At 72.1% G+C, this 16,160-nt stretch carries 11 protein-coding genes; 7 read left to right on the top strand and 4 right to left on the bottom strand.

Annotated features, from left to right (window positions below):
- Positions 1-69: 69 nt before the first annotated feature.
- The 4 genes from ABD901_RS04300 to ABD901_RS04285 all read left to right on the top strand — a co-directional run bounded on the left by ABD901_RS04300 (position 70) and on the right by ABD901_RS04285 (position 6,348).
- Positions 70-1,677: an ABC transporter ATP-binding protein gene (locus tag ABD901_RS04300; protein WP_345121445.1), complete on the top strand. Its 1,608-nt coding sequence runs from the start codon at positions 70-72 to the stop codon at positions 1,675-1,677.
- On the top strand, positions 1,674-3,461 hold the full coding sequence (locus tag ABD901_RS04295) for an ATP-binding cassette domain-containing protein (RefSeq protein WP_345121443.1): 1,788 nt from the start codon (positions 1,674-1,676) through the stop codon (positions 3,459-3,461). The genes ABD901_RS04300 and ABD901_RS04295 overlap by 4 nt, the downstream gene beginning before the upstream one ends.
- Before the next feature lie 181 nt (positions 3,462-3,642).
- A complete protein-coding gene (locus ABD901_RS04290; protein WP_345121441.1) occupies positions 3,643-4,581 on the top strand; it encodes an LLM class flavin-dependent oxidoreductase in 939 nt (312 codons plus the stop codon).
- Between the two features lie 336 nt (positions 4,582-4,917).
- The gene (locus tag ABD901_RS04285; protein ID WP_345121439.1) at positions 4,918-6,348 is read left to right on the top strand and encodes a serine/threonine-protein kinase; all 1,431 of its coding nucleotides are present in this window, start codon (positions 4,918-4,920) and stop codon (positions 6,346-6,348) included.
- Between the two features lie 53 nt (positions 6,349-6,401).
- On the opposite strand, the gene ABD901_RS04280 is transcribed toward ABD901_RS04285, so the two are convergent.
- The 3 genes from ABD901_RS04280 to ABD901_RS04270 all read right to left on the bottom strand — a co-directional run bounded on the left by ABD901_RS04280 (position 6,402) and on the right by ABD901_RS04270 (position 10,232).
- Positions 6,402-8,036 (bottom strand): cellulose binding domain-containing protein, encoded by a 1,635-nt coding sequence (locus tag ABD901_RS04280; protein WP_345121437.1) that lies wholly within the window; start codon positions 8,034-8,036, stop codon positions 6,402-6,404.
- Positions 8,037-8,253: 217 nt separating this feature from the next.
- The gene (locus ABD901_RS04275) at positions 8,254-9,741 is read right to left on the bottom strand and encodes an MGH1-like glycoside hydrolase domain-containing protein (protein WP_345121435.1); all 1,488 of its coding nucleotides are present in this window, start codon (positions 9,739-9,741) and stop codon (positions 8,254-8,256) included.
- Positions 9,705-10,232, bottom strand: a complete 528-nt coding sequence (locus ABD901_RS04270) for a hypothetical protein (protein WP_345121433.1) — start codon at positions 10,230-10,232, stop codon at positions 9,705-9,707. Before ABD901_RS04270 ends, ABD901_RS04275 begins: the two co-directional genes overlap by 37 nt.
- Positions 10,233-10,529: 297 nt before the next feature.
- On the opposite strand from ABD901_RS04270, the gene ABD901_RS04265 reads away from it, so the two are divergent.
- From ABD901_RS04265 to ABD901_RS04255, 3 genes are all read left to right on the top strand, one after another.
- The gene (locus ABD901_RS04265) at positions 10,530-11,681 is read left to right on the top strand and encodes a LacI family DNA-binding transcriptional regulator (RefSeq protein ID WP_345121431.1); all 1,152 of its coding nucleotides are present in this window, start codon (positions 10,530-10,532) and stop codon (positions 11,679-11,681) included.
- Positions 11,682-11,712: 31 nt separating this feature from the next.
- Positions 11,713-14,682 (top strand): endo-1,4-beta-xylanase, encoded by a 2,970-nt coding sequence (locus tag ABD901_RS04260; RefSeq protein ID WP_345121429.1) that lies wholly within the window; start codon positions 11,713-11,715, stop codon positions 14,680-14,682.
- A 192-nt stretch (positions 14,683-14,874) separates the two neighbouring features.
- Positions 14,875-15,162 carry a helix-turn-helix transcriptional regulator gene (locus ABD901_RS04255; protein ID WP_345121427.1) on the top strand — a complete coding sequence of 96 codons (288 nt, stop codon included), beginning with the start codon at positions 14,875-14,877 and terminating at the stop codon, positions 15,160-15,162.
- Positions 15,163-15,168: 6 nt separating this feature from the next.
- Here ABD901_RS04255 and ABD901_RS04250 read toward each other — a convergent pair whose 3' ends face one another.
- Entirely contained in the window at positions 15,169-16,026 is an 858-nt protein-coding gene (locus ABD901_RS04250; protein ID WP_345121425.1) for a helix-turn-helix transcriptional regulator, read from the bottom strand.
- Positions 16,027-16,160 lie beyond the last annotated feature (134 nt).

Genomic DNA, 16,160 nt, shown 5'->3' with positions numbered 1-16,160 from the left:
TGTCGGGCACCTGGTCGCCGTGTTCGCCGCGGGGGTGGCCGACACACAGCTGGCCGGGCGGCGGCGCTGGTGGCGGGGCTGCTCTTCGTCGACCACACGGTGTGGCTCGTGCTGCAGGCCGTGCAGACGATGGTCGCGCGCCGCATCGACGGTGACCTGCGGGCGCGGGTCCGGCTGCAGGCCACGCGGCTGCCTGGGCTGGACTGGCTGGAGAGCCCGGAGTTCCAGGACCGGGCCGCACAGGCGGTCGACGTCGGCATGGGACTCGGCTGGGATCGTTCGGCCGGCGGCGCGGCGACCGGCCAGCTGCGGCTCACGTTTCGGATGTTGAGCGCGTTGGCCGCGACCGCGCTGCTCGCCACGTTCTCGGCGGCGCTGGCGATCGGGTTGCTGGCGGTGTCGCTGGCGCTGCGGGCGAGCGTGCGCCGGGAGTGGATCGGGATCGTCGACAGACTGGACGCGGACACGGCCGGGCAGCGGTACCACAACTACCTCTCCGAGCAGGCGGTGTTCTTCGCCGCCAAGGACGTGCGGTTGTTCGGGTTGAGCCCGTGGTTCGCCGGACGGTTCCGCGCGCTCGGCATGGGCACGTACGGGCCAGTGTGGCGGCAGCTGCTGGCGGTGCTTCGCCGGCAATGGTGGGCGGCGACGCTGACGGTAGCGGCGGCCGGCGCGGCACTCGGGTTGCCGGCCGCCGCGGTCCTGACCGGCTCCCTCGACGGCGCGCGGCTCATCACGTACGTGCTCGCCGCATGGGGGGTCATGGCGATCAGCGCGATGGGCCTGGAGGCGTACGACATCGAGCACGGCCGGCGCGCGATCGCCGCGGCCGACGATCTGGCGGCGCACCCGGTGGCGGCGGGCTCTGCCGGCCACCCCGTCCCGGCCGCTGCGCCGACGATCCGGTTCGAGGACGTCGTCTTCACATATCCGGGCGCGACCCGGCCGGTCCTCGACGGGCTGACGCTGACGATCCGGCCCGGCGAGACCGTCGCCCTCGTGGGGACCAACGGCGCCGGCAAGACCACCCTCGTGAAGCTGCTCGGCGGCCTCTACCGGCCGGAATCGGGCCGGATCACCATCGACGGCGTCGACCTGGCGACGCTCGACCTGCCGGCGTGGCGGCGCCGCCTCGCGGTGCTGTTCCAGGACTTCGTCCATTACCCGGCCGACCTGCGCGAGAACGTGGCGTACGCGGCGCCGGAACGGATCGATGACGCCGCGGTGCGGACCGCCCTGGAGCAGGCGGGCGGCGCCGCACTGCTGGCGGGGCTGCCGAGCGGGCTCGACACCTCACTGTGGAACGAGGGAACCGACGGCACCGACCTCTCCGGCGGGCAGTGGCAGCGGGTCGCCCTGGCTCGGGCACTCTTCGCCGTCGCCGCCGGACGGCACGTGCTCCTCCTCGACGAGCCGACCGCCCACCTCGACGTGCGCGCCGAGGCTCAGTTCCACGAAGCGGTGATGTCCAACGTGGGCGACGCGACGACGATCCTGGTGTCGCATCGGCTCTCCACCGTGCGGTCAGCCGACCGGATCATCCTGCTCCGTGACGGGCGGGTGGCCGAGGAGGGCTCGCACGCGGCGTTGCTGGGGCTCGGCGGGGACTACGCGCGCTTCTTCACGTTGCAGGCCGAGGCGTTCACCGCGAACGCGACCACGGAGGGCGTCCGATGATCGACTGGCTGCGCCTGCTCGGGCGCATGACGCGGCTGACGTTGCGCACCGACCGCCGGGCCGCGGTGGCGTTGTGCGCACTGACGCTCAGCCAAGGCGCGGTCATCGCCGCAATCGGCCTGAGCCAACGATTTCTGGTCGACCACAGTGTGGCGGGCGACACCGCCGCCGTGGTGGGCGCGGTGGTGCTGGGCGCCGTCGCGCGCGGGGTGTCGGCGACCGCCAGCCGGGTCGAGGGTACGCTGTCGATCTATCTGAGAAGCCGGGTGCGGATGGCGTTCAGCGAACAGGTGCAGCGCACGGTCGCGACCATCCCGACGATCGCCCACCTCGAGCACGGGCCGCACATCGACCGGTGGAACCGGATCTTCCAGGGCAGCTACGCCGCCGCGTCGATGCCGTGGGCGGTGCTCAACGCGTCCGCGTCGGTGGTCAGCCTCGCCGTCACGATCGGTCTACTCGCCTGGGTCAGGCCGGCGCTGTGCCTGCTGGCGCTGCTCGCCGTGCCGCTGTTCCTGGCCGGCCGGCGCTCCGACCGACTGCTGCGGGACGCCCGCGACGCCGGCGCCGAGGACCTGCGGCACGAGCAGCGCCTCCACGACCTGTGCATCCGGCCCGAGCCGGCCAAGGAAGTGATGCTCACCGGCGGCGGCGCGGCACTGAGCAACCGCGCGACCGATCTGTGGGCGGCCGCCTCCGCCCGCGAGATCCAGGCCCGGCTGCGCGGCGTCGCGTACCAGACCGGCGCCTGGCTGCTCTACGGCGCGGGCCTCGCCACCGGCCTGCTGGTCGTGGGCCGGCTCGTCGCCGCCGGCCAGACCACGGTCGGCGCCGCGGTCATGGTGGTCTCGCTGGCGACCCAACTGCAGAGCCAGCTCCGGACCGTGCTGGAGGGGCTCAGTACGGTGGCGGAGGCCGGTCAGGTGGTCGGCCACTACACCTGGCTGAGCCAGTACGCCGCGGACGCAGCCCGCCCGGGGCAGCCGGCACCGCGCGTGCTGACCAGCGGCATCACGTTGCGTGACGTCCGCTTCCGATACGCCGGCGCCGAGCGCGACACCCTGTCCGGCATCGACCTGGACCTGCCCGCCGGCAGCACGGTGGCGATCGTCGGGGCCAACGGCGCCGGCAAGTCGACGCTGGTCAAGCTCCTCACCGGGCTGTACGAGCCGACCGGCGGCCAGATCACCGTCGACGGCCGGCCGCTTGACGAGTTGGACCGGGCCGGCTGGACCGCCGGGCTGTCCGGGGTGTACCAGGATTATGCGCGGCTGCAGATGCGCGCTGGTGAGACCGTCGGGGTCGGCGATGTCCGGCACATCCGGGACACCGCGCGGATCCGTGCCGCACTCGACCTCGCCGACGCCACCCGGATCATCACCGACCTTCCCGACGGCCTCGACACCCGGTTGGGCGCCGCGTTCGGCGGGGTGGAGCCGTCACTCGGGCAATGGCAGAAGCTCGCGCTCGCCCGGTCCTTGATGCGGCAGGTCGGCGGCGAGCGGCGACCGCTGTGCGTCGTGCTGGACGAGCCGACCGCCGCGCTCGACCCGCTCGCCGAGCACGACCTGTTCCGGCAGTACGTGGGTCAGGTCCGCGAGGCCACCCGGCAGGGCGCGGTGACGGTCCTTGTATCGCACCGGTTCAGCACCGTGCGCATGGCCGACCGCATCGTTGTGCTCGACGACGGCCGGATCGCGGAGCAGGGCGGCCACGCCGAGCTCATGGCCGTCGACGGTATCTACGCCCAGCTGTATCGGCTCCAGGAGGCGGCCTACCGGTGACCGGCCGGCAGGTTGCTCCAGCGGTTGCAGCGCGGGCCCTGGACGACATCCTTGCCGCCATCCGCGTCGCCGCCGGCGACGCTGGACGCCACCCGGAACGGCCGCAGGCCACCGCGGGACGATCACGGCGCGAATGAGGAAGTGCCGTCGATGATCGGCGAGGCCGACTACCGTTGATCACGTGCGAATCGGCGTAAACGTCCCGAACTTCGGCCCCGGCACGACGCCCGAGATACTGCTGCGGTGGGCCGAGACGGTCGAGGGCCTCGGGTTCGACCTGCTCATGGTCTCCGACCACGTGGCGGTCACCCCGGACGTCGCGGCGCGGTATCCCCCGCCGTTCTACGAGCCGTTCACCACCCTTGCCTGGCTGGCCGGCAACACCCGCACCATCGGGCTGGGCACCACGGTGCTCATCACGCCGTACCGCCATCCGCTGCTCACCGCCCGCATGGCCGCGAACCTCGGCGCGCTCAGCGGGGGCCGGCTCGTGCTCGGCGTCGGCGTGGGCTGGGCGCGGGAGGAGTTCGCCGCGCTGGGTGTGCCGTTCGAGCAACGCGGCCGGCTCACCGACCGGTACCTCGACGAGATCCTGGCCGCCTGGAAGGACGAGCGCGACTATCCCGGCGGCGGGGTGCCACTGTGGATCGGCGGCAACAGCGACGCGGGCCTGCGCCGCGCCGTCCGGCTCGGCGCGCCGTGGCACCCGCTGCGGTTCACGCTGCCCTGGTTCCGTGCCGCGCTGGCACGGCTGGCCGCCCTCGCCGAGAAGGCCGGCCGGCCGGTGCCGGCGCTCACGCCACGGATCATCCTGCGGATCACCGACGCCCAACTCGACGACGCCCGGCGCCTCACCGGCGAGGGCTCCCTCGCTCAGATCCTCGCCGACCTCACCGCCCTGCGCGAACTCGGCGCCGACACAGTCGTGCTGGACCCATTCGGCGGCGACCCTGCCGAGACGCTGCGGCCCGAGCGGGCCTGGAGGGACCTCGCCACCGTCGCCGACGCCCTGCGAGGCCCATCCCCGGACGTGTCGGTCGGCCTACCGCACTTCCGCACTTCCGCGATTTCCAGTTCGGCGAACGGCGAATCCACTACAGCGTCACCGACGCGATCATGACCGCCGACGCCAACGCCCGCGAGGCGGACCTGCTGGCCCGCTTGTCCGCCGCGGAGCACGACCGCGAGGCGCTACACGCGGCGGGATAGGCCGCGGACCCCGGCTCGCCGTCCACGAAGCGCAGCCGGCCGAGCCGAGCCGCGCTCGCTCGGGCCGGGTTCGACGCGGCGAAGACCCGGCCGCTGCGTCACGACGGCAGGCTTCCTGCCGAGTGGCTCGGGCACGCGCCCGAGCCATAGTAGATCTTGTCCATATTCACCGGCATATGTACCGGAATGTCTGTGGCACACTGTTTGCGTGGTTGAGATGCCGAGACTGGTGTCTGGTCGGTACAGGTTGATTGAACGCGTACGCGAAGGCGGCACCTCCTTCGTCTGGAGTGCGCACGACGAGGTCCTCCGGCGCCGGGTCGCCGTGAGGCTGCTCGCCGCGAAGCTGAATGACGGCGGACGGCTGCAGGCCGCGACGCAGGCCGCCGCGGTCCTGAGCCATCCGAACGTCAGAAGCGTGTACGACTTCGGCGTGACCGGCGACGAAGCCTTCATCGTGATGGAGCTCGTCGACGGGGTCCCGCTCGCCGACCGGCTCGCCCACGGTCCGCTGCCGTGGCGCGGCGCCGTCGAGGTGTGCGCCTATGTCGCCGCCGCTCTGTCGGCGGCCCACGCCCGCGGTATCGCCCACGGTGACGTCACGCCCGACACGATCATGCTCACCGACGTCGGCGTCAAGGTCGTCGACTTCGGCATCGCCTCGATCGTGGGCAGCCGTGCGGGCGACGGCAGGTCCGCCTACCTCGCGCCCGAGCACCGGGCCCGTCCGGCGGACCGCACCCGGGACCGGGCCGCCGACGTGTACGCCGTCGGCGTCGTGCTGTTCGCGGCACTGACCGGCCACCCGCCGGTGGCGGGCCGGGCCGGATTGCTGCGGGACAACCCGGAGCCCGTGCCGCTCCCGCTGATCCCGGGGATGCCGTTGGAGGTCGCGGCGCTCTACCAGCGGTGCCTCGCGGTCGAACCGGCCGCGCGCCCGTTCGCGGGGGAACTCGCGCATCGCCTCGCAGCCTTGGTAGGTCTACGGATGGGTGCCGTCGACGTCCGCGCGGTGAAGCCGTCGGACGACGAGACGGCCAACCTGGGCGGCACGAGGGAACTGCCGGCGGCGACGCAGCCCGCGCCGCCCCCGCCCCCGCCGCCGTCACGGTCCGGCCGGCTGCGGAAGGCGGTCGTGGGCGGCGCTGTGGCCGTGGTCGTCGTTCTTGCCGGGGCCGTCGCTGCCAGCGCGCTGATGCGCTCCGGAGGGTCCGGCCAGGTCCAGTGGTCCGCCGGGTCCGACGGGCCCGGATCGGGTGCGGCCGCGTCGGGCCTGCCCGGATCCGGCGTCCTCCCGGGCGTGACGAGTTCGCCGCCGAGCGCCGGCCCAAGCCAGGCGGCCGCCGGGCTGTGCACGGTCGCGTACCAGGTCAAGCAGGCCTGGGACAACGGCGCCACCGTGTCGCTGTCGATCACCAACACGGGCCGGACGGCGCTGAAGGACTGGTCCCTCGGCTTCGACGTCGAGGGTCAGGTGCGGCCAGGCTCCAGCTGGAACGGTACGTGGCAGCAGGAGGGCACGCAGGTGACCGTCACCGGCCTGGACGGCCATTCGGATCTCGGAGCCGGCGCTTCGGTGGCCGACGTCGGCGCCAACATCGACGGCCGGCACGCCGGGACGATTCCCGACACCTTCGTCCTGAACGGCATGCGCTGCCAGACGGCGCCGCAGCCCTGACCAACCCTCGCGGCGACCGCCCCGCAGCGATACGGGGCGGCCGCCGCTGACACCTAGACCTTGGCGCAGACCGTCCCGTTGAGGGTGAACTGCGCCGGTACCGCGTTCGCGCCGCTGTACGCCGCTTGGAAGCCGAACTGCACGTTGCCCCTCGCCGCGATGGTGGCGTTGTAGGGCATGTTGACCGCGGTCACCGCTTGGCCCGACTGCGTGACGGTGGCGTTCCAGGCGTTGCTGATCGCCTGATTGCCGCCGAACGTCCACTTGAGCGTCCAGCCGGTGATCGCGGCGGCACCGGTGTTCGTGACCGTCACATTGGCCGTGAAGCCGGTGCCCCAGTCGTTGAGGCTGTACCCCACCGTGCAGCCGGCACCGGCCGATGACGACGGCGATGCAGACGGCGAACGGGAAGGGGACGCCGACGCGGACGGGGACGCCGATCGGGACGCTGACGGGCTGGTCGAGGGGTTGCCGCCGCTCTTGGACACCATGTACGCGGAGTGCGCCTTGAACACCGACAGCTCCGCCGCGCCGTGCTTGACGCTGTAGTTGTCGCCGCCGGCCTGTGCGTCCGGGTACCACCAGAACGCGCTGCCGTCGGCGTCCTGCGTCTGCAGGTCGTTGTAGATGGACGTCCACCAGGTGCTGCGGTCCACGCCCTGGGTGTTGAACTCACCCATGAAGAACGGCTTGCCGACCACCGTGTGCGAGTCGGACACCCAGGCGTTGATGAGGGTGAGCGTCTGCGCCAGCGAGAGGTTGGCCCAGCCCTCGTTCGGATACGGGTGTGCTGAGGTGAAGTCGATGTACGGCGACTGCTGGATGGCGACGAACGGGTTGCCCTCGTCGCCGCCGAAGCCGTACTTCGTTCCGTGCCCCTCCAGGCCGGCGTCGACCATGTGGTTGCCGTCGATGCTCTTGATGTAGCCGGCCATGGTGTCGACCCACTTGCGCAGTGTGGTCCCGTTGACACTCTCGGCGCTGCCCTGGCCCTCGTACCGCGGCTCGTTCATCAGTTCCCACGCGAACACGGTCGGGTCGTCCTTGTACTTGACACCCGTGTAGTGGTTGGTGCGGTTGAGCGCGTACGACACATAGTTCTGGTACTGCGTGAAGCAGCCCGGGCAGGCGGACTGGTTGAAGAACCGCCACCGGTTGGCCTGTCCGGTGGCCAGGCCCTCCCAGGACAGCCGGGTGTCGATGCCGCCGTACGCCTCCCAGTAGTTCTCCAGCACCGGGATCACCCGGATGTTGTGCTGCGCGGCCGAGGAGAGGATGTAGTCGAACTCGGCGAACTGCTGCTCGCTGTAGACGCCCTTGCTCGGTTCGAAGCCGTGCCACGTCTCGTGGTCGAACATCCACGCGCGCAGCACGGTGACCCCGTCGGCGGCCATCTCGGCCATGTGGTTGTCGATGCGGGCCTTGTCCATCCACTGGGTCTCAGTGTCCCCGTAGCTGCCGCCGTAGGTGAAGATGTCGTAGTCGTTGGCTCCGGCGAAGTAGTACGTGTGGCCGCCCAGGCAGAAGTGGATGCCGCAGCGGGTGACGAAGCCTGCGGTGGCGGCGGACGCGTGCACGAGCGGCACCACGACCACGGCGGCGAGCACTGCGGCACAGGCCGCGACGGCGAGCGCGAGCCGGCGCCGGGCGCCTCGCCGGCCGGCGGGAGCGGGATGGGACTGATGCATAGGAGAGCGCCTCCTGGCGTGAGACCCCGAACATGATCGGTGTGGACGGTGACCTGCGCGGTGGTCCCCGGCCACCGCGCAACTGAACCGCTTCAGTAGGCCAACGCCCAGCGATCGGTGTCAACGCGCGCGCAACCGCAGGAGGAGCGGTCTCGGGTGAATGTCGTCGCGGCGCTGAAAGTTTCCCGGCCACCGATCGCCGGAGGCGATCCGGTGCTCACCGCGGGAGCACGACGGCGCCCCCCTCAGCCGGCGCCGGCCGGCCGTCCACCGTGACCGTGAAGCCGTGCGGGGTGCACTCGACGTCGACGAGCCGGCCGCGGAAGCGCAGGCCCCGCAGCGCGATCCGGCCCGGGGCCGGCGGGGGCGCGACGACGAGGGCGCCGTCCGGCCGGGGACGGATCCCGGCAAGCCCGAGCAGGATCGCCTCCGCCCCGGCCAGACCGGCGACGATGTTGGCGCGGCGGCCGGCCGGCGGCGCGGCGGGCCGGTCGCAGTAGTGCTCCTGCGGGAAGTACGGGTAGTGCTCGCCCATCCACAGCAGCCGCGACAGGACCGTCCAGGCCAGCTCCGGCCGGGCCTGCTCCCAGAGCGTCAGCGCGAGCTGCGGCCCCTCGCCGGTGTACGCGCCGCCGCCGGACCAGTCGGTGTCGCCCAGCTCGTAGTGGCGGTGGTCCTCGGCGCTGACGCTGCTGACGCCATAGGCGCCGAGAAAGGCGCCCGGTCGTACCCGCTCGATGAGGTCGGCGGCCATGGCCGGGGTGCAGGCGCCGGCGCGCAGCGCGTCGAACGCCTGGATCGAGTACGCCAGCTCGGTGTGCCCGTCCGGGTAGCGGCTGCGGAACCACCGTGCGTCGGCGTCCCACAGCTCGTCCGCGATCGCGGCGCGGACCTTGCGGGCGGTGGCCCGCAGGTCGTCGACCGGCAGGATCGCGCCGGTGGCCTCGGCGAGTACAGCGAGCGCGTCGAGATAGCCGGCCCGCTCGGCGTTCGGGCTCGCCACCATGTGCTCCCAGCCGGCGCCGCGCATCTCCAGCAGGTTGTGCTGGGTGCCGTAGTCGCGCAGCTCACCGACGGCCGGGAACCGGGCGTCGAGCCCGCTCACCGCGTCGTGGAGACGCTCCACCAGGTCCGGCGTGACGCCGCGGTGGCTCGCCACGGCGGTCGCCAAGGTCACGAGGGACCAACCGCTGTAGGCATAGGCGACGCCCAGCCCGGCGCCGTCGGGTGCGATGGCGTAGTGGCGGGTCAGGTCGGCCTTCAGCAGCGCCTCCAGCAGGTCGGTCGCGGTGTCGCCGAGCATGAGCGTTAGCAGGTGGGGCGCGTAGCCGCCGGTGTCCCAGACGTACGCGCACAGGGCGCCGCCGTCGATGCCGGATGTGGCCACGAACGGGTTGGTGACGAAGGCCGGGTTGTCCCACAGACAGACCAGGCCGCTGGCGAGGCTGCGGTGCCAGTAGGCGGCGAGCCCGGGGATGTCGGTCTCCAGGCGGGGCACGGCGTCCAGCACCGCGGCGAGCCGCTGCCCCCACCGGGCGGTGGCCTGCCGGGCCCAGGCCGCCGGGTCGGGTTCGCCGGCCCCGGCGGTGTCGCCGAGCTCGACGCCGAGCGTGAACGCGGCGCGGCCACCGGCGGGGACGCGCGCCTCGAGGGCGGAGTGCCGCAGCGTCACGACGGCCGAAGGCTCGGCCGGCTGCGGCGGCATCCAGCCCCATTCCGCAAGCGGCACGCGACCGGGTGACCGGCGGACAACTGTGGGCGCAGGACGATCTCGATGTCCCGGTCGCCGCGGTTGTCGACCCGGACCTCCAGCGTGTATCCGCCGGCGCCGTGGCGGGGCGTGAGCCGGCTGTGGACGGCGAGCGAGACAAGCCGGCCGTCGCGGTACTGGTGGAAGGTGCCGGAGCGCTCGATGCGGTCCGGCCGCCAGGTGCCGCCGCCGGTGAGCAGGCCGAGACCGAAGCCGGCGATCCCGGGCCGGACACCGTCTCCGATCGGCCGGCCGTCGACCTCGAACGTGACGGTGAGCGAGCTGTCGAGGGCGGCGTAGGGTGGCGCGAAGCAGCCGCCGACCCCGCAGACCGTGCCGGGCAGCGCGCGGGCGGCGGTCCAGCCGCTGGTGACCCAAAGCTGGTCCGGCGCCTGGTGCCGGCGGAGGTCGAACGCGAAGTCGGACAGCGAATAGCCTGCGGGCATGCCGGTTCCCAAGAGTGTCGGTGAATGCGAACGGGGACCGGCGAGGCCCGCGACGGGTTCGGACTGCGAGCTTGCCATCCCTGCGTACCGGTGCGCAACGGCGGCCGGGAGTCCACCCGATTACCGGATTGTTTCGCCCGGGCATTGCCATTGGACCGGTCCACTGCTAGCGTCCGGCTCAGGCGTTGGACCGTTCCAACGCACGACCGGCGAACCGCGATACCTCGGTGCCTCCGTCGGGAGGCGCATACCACAATGGAGCCCCACGGCTACCTACCGCCATGACCGGAGGCCCGCATGCGAAAGCTGACGATACGTGACATCGCCCAGCTGGCCGGGCTGTCCAAGAGCACGGTGTCACTCGTGCTCAACAACAGTCCGAAGGTCGACCCGGCCACCCGCGAGCGGGTTCTCGAGGTCATGCGCAGCCACAACTACACCCCCAGCTCCGCCGCGACCGCCCTCGCCAGGGGACGCACGCCGTTCATCGGGATGATCGTGCCCGGCCTGACCTGGCACATGGTCGCGGCGGTCAACTACGGTGTCGCCTCGGTCATCGAACAGTCGCCGTACGAGATCATCCTCTACACCAGCACCAACGAGAAGGACTACACCGCCCTCGTCGATCGGATCACGACCTCGGGGCTCTCCGCGGGCCTGCTGGTCGTCACCCACGACCAGCCCCTCGACCCGCTGGAGAGGCTGCACCGGTCGGGAGTGCCGGTCGTGCTCGTCAACACCCTCGCCGCGCCGTCCGACCTGCCGTCGGTTCAGGCGGACAACTACGAGGGCACCCGCATCGCGCTACGCCACCTGGTGGAATCCGGGCACACCCGCATCGCCTGCGTGCAGGGTCCGATGACGTATGCGTGCTGCCAGGACCGGTACCGCGGCTATCTCGACGGGCTCGCCGAGGCAAGCCTCGACCCGGACCCGGCGCTCACCGTCGCAGGCGAGTTCCACGCACCGACGGTCCGGGAGCGCGTCTCGGACCTGCTCGCACTGCCCGGCCGACCGACCGCGATCGTTGCGCAGAGCGACAACACGGCCTACGCGGTCATGGAGGCGGTGATCGACTGCGGGCTGCGTGTGCCGCAGGACGTCTCCGTCGTCGGCTTCGACGACATCGCGTCGTCGGCCGACACCCACCCGCCGCTGACGACCGTGCGTCAACCCTTCCCGGAGATGGGCGTGGCCGCGGCTCGGATACTGCTCGAAGCCATCGGCGACGGCAGCGACGCGACCACCCCCGCCCAGTCCGGCTCGGCGGAGCTCCACGCCGGTCGACCCGGACCGGGCGGACTCAGCCTGCCGACCACCCTCGTCGTCCGGGAGAGCACCGCCCCGGCACCGGCGAAGTCGCGACGGCCGGCCCGCACCAGCACCACGCGGCCCGAGACGCCCCGGCCGTGGAGCGGGCTCGGCCCGAACATCAGCACCCAGCGCTAGCCCGGCGCACGCCGCGCCGCCCTCCGAGATCATGCCGCCGGCCCCGCTGACCGCGTTCACCCAGGTCAAGGGCGACCCACCCCCGCAACACCAGATCGTCCCCGTCGCCGGAAACCCGGACTTCAGTGAGGCGCTGCAGATCACCACCACGACCGCGCCGAGCAGCGCCGGCCTCGACGGCGAGTACGAGATCGCCCTCGGCGCCGAGATCGCCGCCACCGTCCAGCAGGGCGACGCCGCACTGGCCACCTTCTGGGCCCGCTCGATCCAGCCGATCGCCGGCACCGACTCGAGCCAGGCGACGTTCATCTTCGAACGGGACGGCGGCAGCTACACGAAGTCCGCCAACGCCCCGCTGAAGATCGGCACGCAGTGGCAACGGTTCCAGTTCCCGTTCCGCGTCGCCGAGAACTACGGCCCCGGCGACGCCCACTTCCAGCTGTGGCTCGGCTACGGCCCGCAGGTGCTGCAGATCGCCGGTGTCTCTGTGCTCGACTACGGCCCGGGCGACCCGGCGGGGTACCCGTCCGTGACGTACGCCGGCCGGGAGACCAACGCCGCGTGGCGCACCGCGGCCGACGCGCGCATCGAGCAGTACCGCAAGGGGGACCTCACCGTCGACGTCGTCGACACCGCCGGCCACCCGGTCGCCGGCGCGAACGTCTCAGTGAAGATGCAGGACCACGCCTTCGACTTCGGCACCGCGGCCTCCGCACAGTGGCTGCTGTCCGACTCACCCGACGGCCGCAAGTACCGCGAGGTCGTCAGCTCCGACGTCAACTCGTTGTCCCTGGGCAATGACCTCAAGTGGAACTACTGGGAGGACCAGGCCCACCGCGCTCGCAACACGCTGCCCGCGCTGGAGTGGCTGCGGGACCAGGACATCAAGATCCACGGGCACAACCTGGTCTGGGGCTCGTGGGGATACATGCCGCCCGACGTGCGGACCCTGGCCGGTGACCCGGCCGCCCTGCGGGCCCGCATCGACGCCCACGTCACCGACGAGGCCGGCGCTCTGAAGGGCATCGCCGACGAGTGGGACGTCGTCAACGAGCCGTACTCCGAGCACAACGTCACCGACATTCTCGGCTCCGACGAGATCGGCCGCTGGTTCACCCTCGCCCGGCAGGCCGACCCGCAGGCGGCGCTGTACCTCAACGAGTACGACCTCATCGAGGACAACGGCTGGAACCTGCGCAAGCAGCAGTACGTCTACAACCTGCTCGCCTCGCTGCTGGCGCAGGGCGCGCCGATCGACGCGCTGGGCATCCAGGGCCACTTCAGCGGCCTGCAGCTCACCCCGCCCGAGGACCTGATCCCCATCTTCGACCGCTACACCGGCCTCGGCCTTCCGTTGAAGATCACCGAGTTCGACATCGCGACCGACGACGAGCAACTCCAGGCCGACTACACCCGCGACTTCCTCACCATGGCGCTCAGCTACCCGCAGATCACCGGCGTGAGCAGCTTCGGCTTCTGGGAGTCGAACATCTGGAACCCGCTGGTCGCGTTCTACCGGCCGGACTGGACCCCGAAGCCCAACCTGCTGGCGCTGCGCGATCTGGTGTACCACCAGTGGTGGACGAACGCGTCCGGCACCACGTCGGCGGCCGGCCGGTACGGCGTCCGCGGCTTCCAGGGCAAGTACCTCGTGACGGTCACCGTGAACGGCGTCGCCAAGCAGGCCGAGGTGAACATGCCGACGAACGCGGGCGCCTCCGTGAAGGTGGTCGCGGACGGCATCGCCAACACCGTGCGCGCCGACGTGGACAGTAAGGTCCTGGCCGGCGGCTTCGAGCACGGCACGAACGGCTGGACCTCCCTCGCCGGCGGCGCCGCGCCGGTCGGCGACGCGATCGGCGGTGCCGAGGCTGTGCGCACGGCGGCCACGACCACCACCGGCGCCGGGCTGACCCAGCCGCTGGTGGACCTGAACCCGGGCACCAACTACACGCTGACCGGCTGGGCCAAGTCCAGCGCGCCCGGCAACCAGTGCTATATCGGCGTGCGCGGGGGCCCGGCCCCGGGCACGACCAGCTTCCAGTACACGCTGAACTACCGCGACGAGACCGCCTACACCCAGAAGGTTGCCGCCTTCACCCCGCCCACCGGCACCGGCTGGGCCGAGACCTTCCTCTGGCAGAACCCGTCGGCCGGCGGGCTCACGTGCACCTTCGACGAGGTCACGCTCACCGAGACCATCGGCGCACCACCCGGCGCGCCCGCACCGCCGTTCGTCACCCCGAAGCTGCCGGGAAACCTCAACACCTCTGCCAACGGCGACATCGAGGGCGGCAGCACCAGCGGCTGGTACTGCCTGGGCGGCTGCGGCGGGCTCTCCGTGGTGAGCGGCCCCGTGCACGGCGGGTCGGGCGCGTTGAAGGTGACCGGCCGCACGGCCAACTGGGTGGGCCCGGCGCAGGGCGTCACGGTCGGCCCGAACGGCCGCTACGACGCCTCCGCCTGGGTGCGCCTGGCCACCGCGGGCACCGCGACCGCCGAGATCCGGCTGAGGGTGTGGACGTCGACCGGCCAGGTGACGATCCCCTTCGGCTCGGCACCGGTCAGCGACACCGGCTGGACCCAGATCCGCGCGAACAACATCCCGGTCGCCTTCACCGGCTCGTACTCCCGCGCCGAGTTCTGGATCGACACCACGGCCGGCACCCCCGACCTGCTGCTCGACGACGTCGCCTTCAACGTCCACGCCGCGCCGCCGGCCGGGCTGGACCTGCTGACGAACGGCGACGTGGAGAACGGCGCCGCCAACTGGTACTGCTTCTCGCCCTGCACGGCGAGCGCGGCGACCGCACCGGCGCACACCGGCGGCCAGGCGCTGCGGGCCACCAACCGCACCTACGAGTGGACCGGCCCGGCGCAGGGCGTGCAGCTCACCAACGGCACCAGCTACAAGACCACGGCCTGGATCCGGCTCGCCGACGAGGGTGCTGCTCTGCGCGGCCGAGGCGGCGACCGCGGATCTGGCGGCGCTGAGCGGTGAGGTCCGGGCAGGCCCGCTGGTCATATGCCTACGCGCTGCCGATGATGACGCTCCTGGTGGTCTTCGTCGTGTACCCCATCGCGGCGTCGCTGGGCTACACGTTCTACCGCTGGAACGGCATCGGCGATCCGAGCCGCCCACCCGGCGCCGGTTCTCGCCGGGCACCCGGCCGTCGCGGCCGCGCGGCGCCTGTTGGAGCGCGACAGTACCCGCCGCTGGACGCTCGGCGACCTCTCCCGCGAGGTCGGGCTGGCCCCCGGGTACCTGGCCGCCCTGTTCGTCCAGGAGGTCGGCGTCTCGCCGCACCGGTACCTCACCGAGCATCGGATCCGGCTGGCGCGCCATCTGCTCGCGACCGGCGACCTGCCGGTGACGGCCATCGGCCTCGCGGAGGGCTTCGGCTCGGGCCAGCACTTCGCCCGGGTCTTCCGGCGGGTTACCGGCGAGAGCCCGAGTGAGCACCGCCGGTCCGTCCCCTGACGCTGGTCACGGGACGTACTTGCGTTGCAGGTCGTACCGGAACCGCCGGGGGGACAGGCCGTACGCCAGGGCGAAGCACCGGCTGAAGTACGACTGGCTGGCGAACCCGCACCGCTGGGCGATCCCGGTGACCGACTCGGTGGTGGTGGCGAGCAGCGCGGTCGCGTGCTGCAGCCGCAGGTCCGTGACGTACGCCGTGGGCGTCGTCCCGTAGTGCCGGCGCATGCTGCGCGACAGATGCGAGGGGCTGACGTGGGTGAGCTCCAGCAGACGGGGCACGCCGTCGCGCAGGTTCTCTTCGTGCCGCATCGCCGTGCAGGCCACGGAGAGCCACTCCGGGGTGGTGCCGCGGGCCGCCGGCGGGGCCGCGGCCGGCGGGCACAGCACCGCGCACGTCTCGGTCCAGAATCGCACCAGGTCGAGCATGGAGGCGTCGGCGGGGAACCGGCTCAAGACCGCCTCGCAGGCCCGCAGCAGCCGCTCGCGGCCCGGCTCGTCGGGACGCAGCAGGGGCGGCGCCGGCGCCGCGTCCCACGCCGCCGGCTCGCGCAGGTCGGCTACGTTCACGAAGGATCGCCATGCGGCGGGCGAGAATGCCACGTTGAAGAACTCGACCCCGGTGACCGGGTCGCCGATGATCGCGTGCTGGTCGCGCGGCCGGATCAGCACGACGTGCCCGGGCAGCAGCGGTTGCCACCCGGACCGCAGCCGGTGCTCGCCCGAGCCGGCGATGACGGCCATCACCTCGTAGTAGTCCACGTGCAGGTGCGGCTCGGAGCCGCCCCGGATCATGACCCGGGCGGCGTGGTACGGCCGGCCCAGCGCGTGCTCCTGGAACCGGAACCGGGATGCGGTCTCGGCCACGTCAACACGCTACATGTCGGGGCTGCCAGGGCGACCGCAGCGGACCGGTGGTGGTCAAGAGGCTGCACGTTCTCGCGTCCAGGGTGCTAGCCCGCCGCGGACGCCGGGGCGACAGTGGTACGCGACCATCGTGG

Source organism: Dactylosporangium darangshiense, from assembly GCF_039537565.1.
Lineage (GTDB): Bacteria > Actinomycetota > Actinomycetes > Mycobacteriales > Micromonosporaceae > Dactylosporangium > Dactylosporangium darangshiense.
The sequence above is the reverse complement of the archived record's forward strand: the minus strand, read 5'-3'. Positions and strand labels throughout refer to the sequence as shown.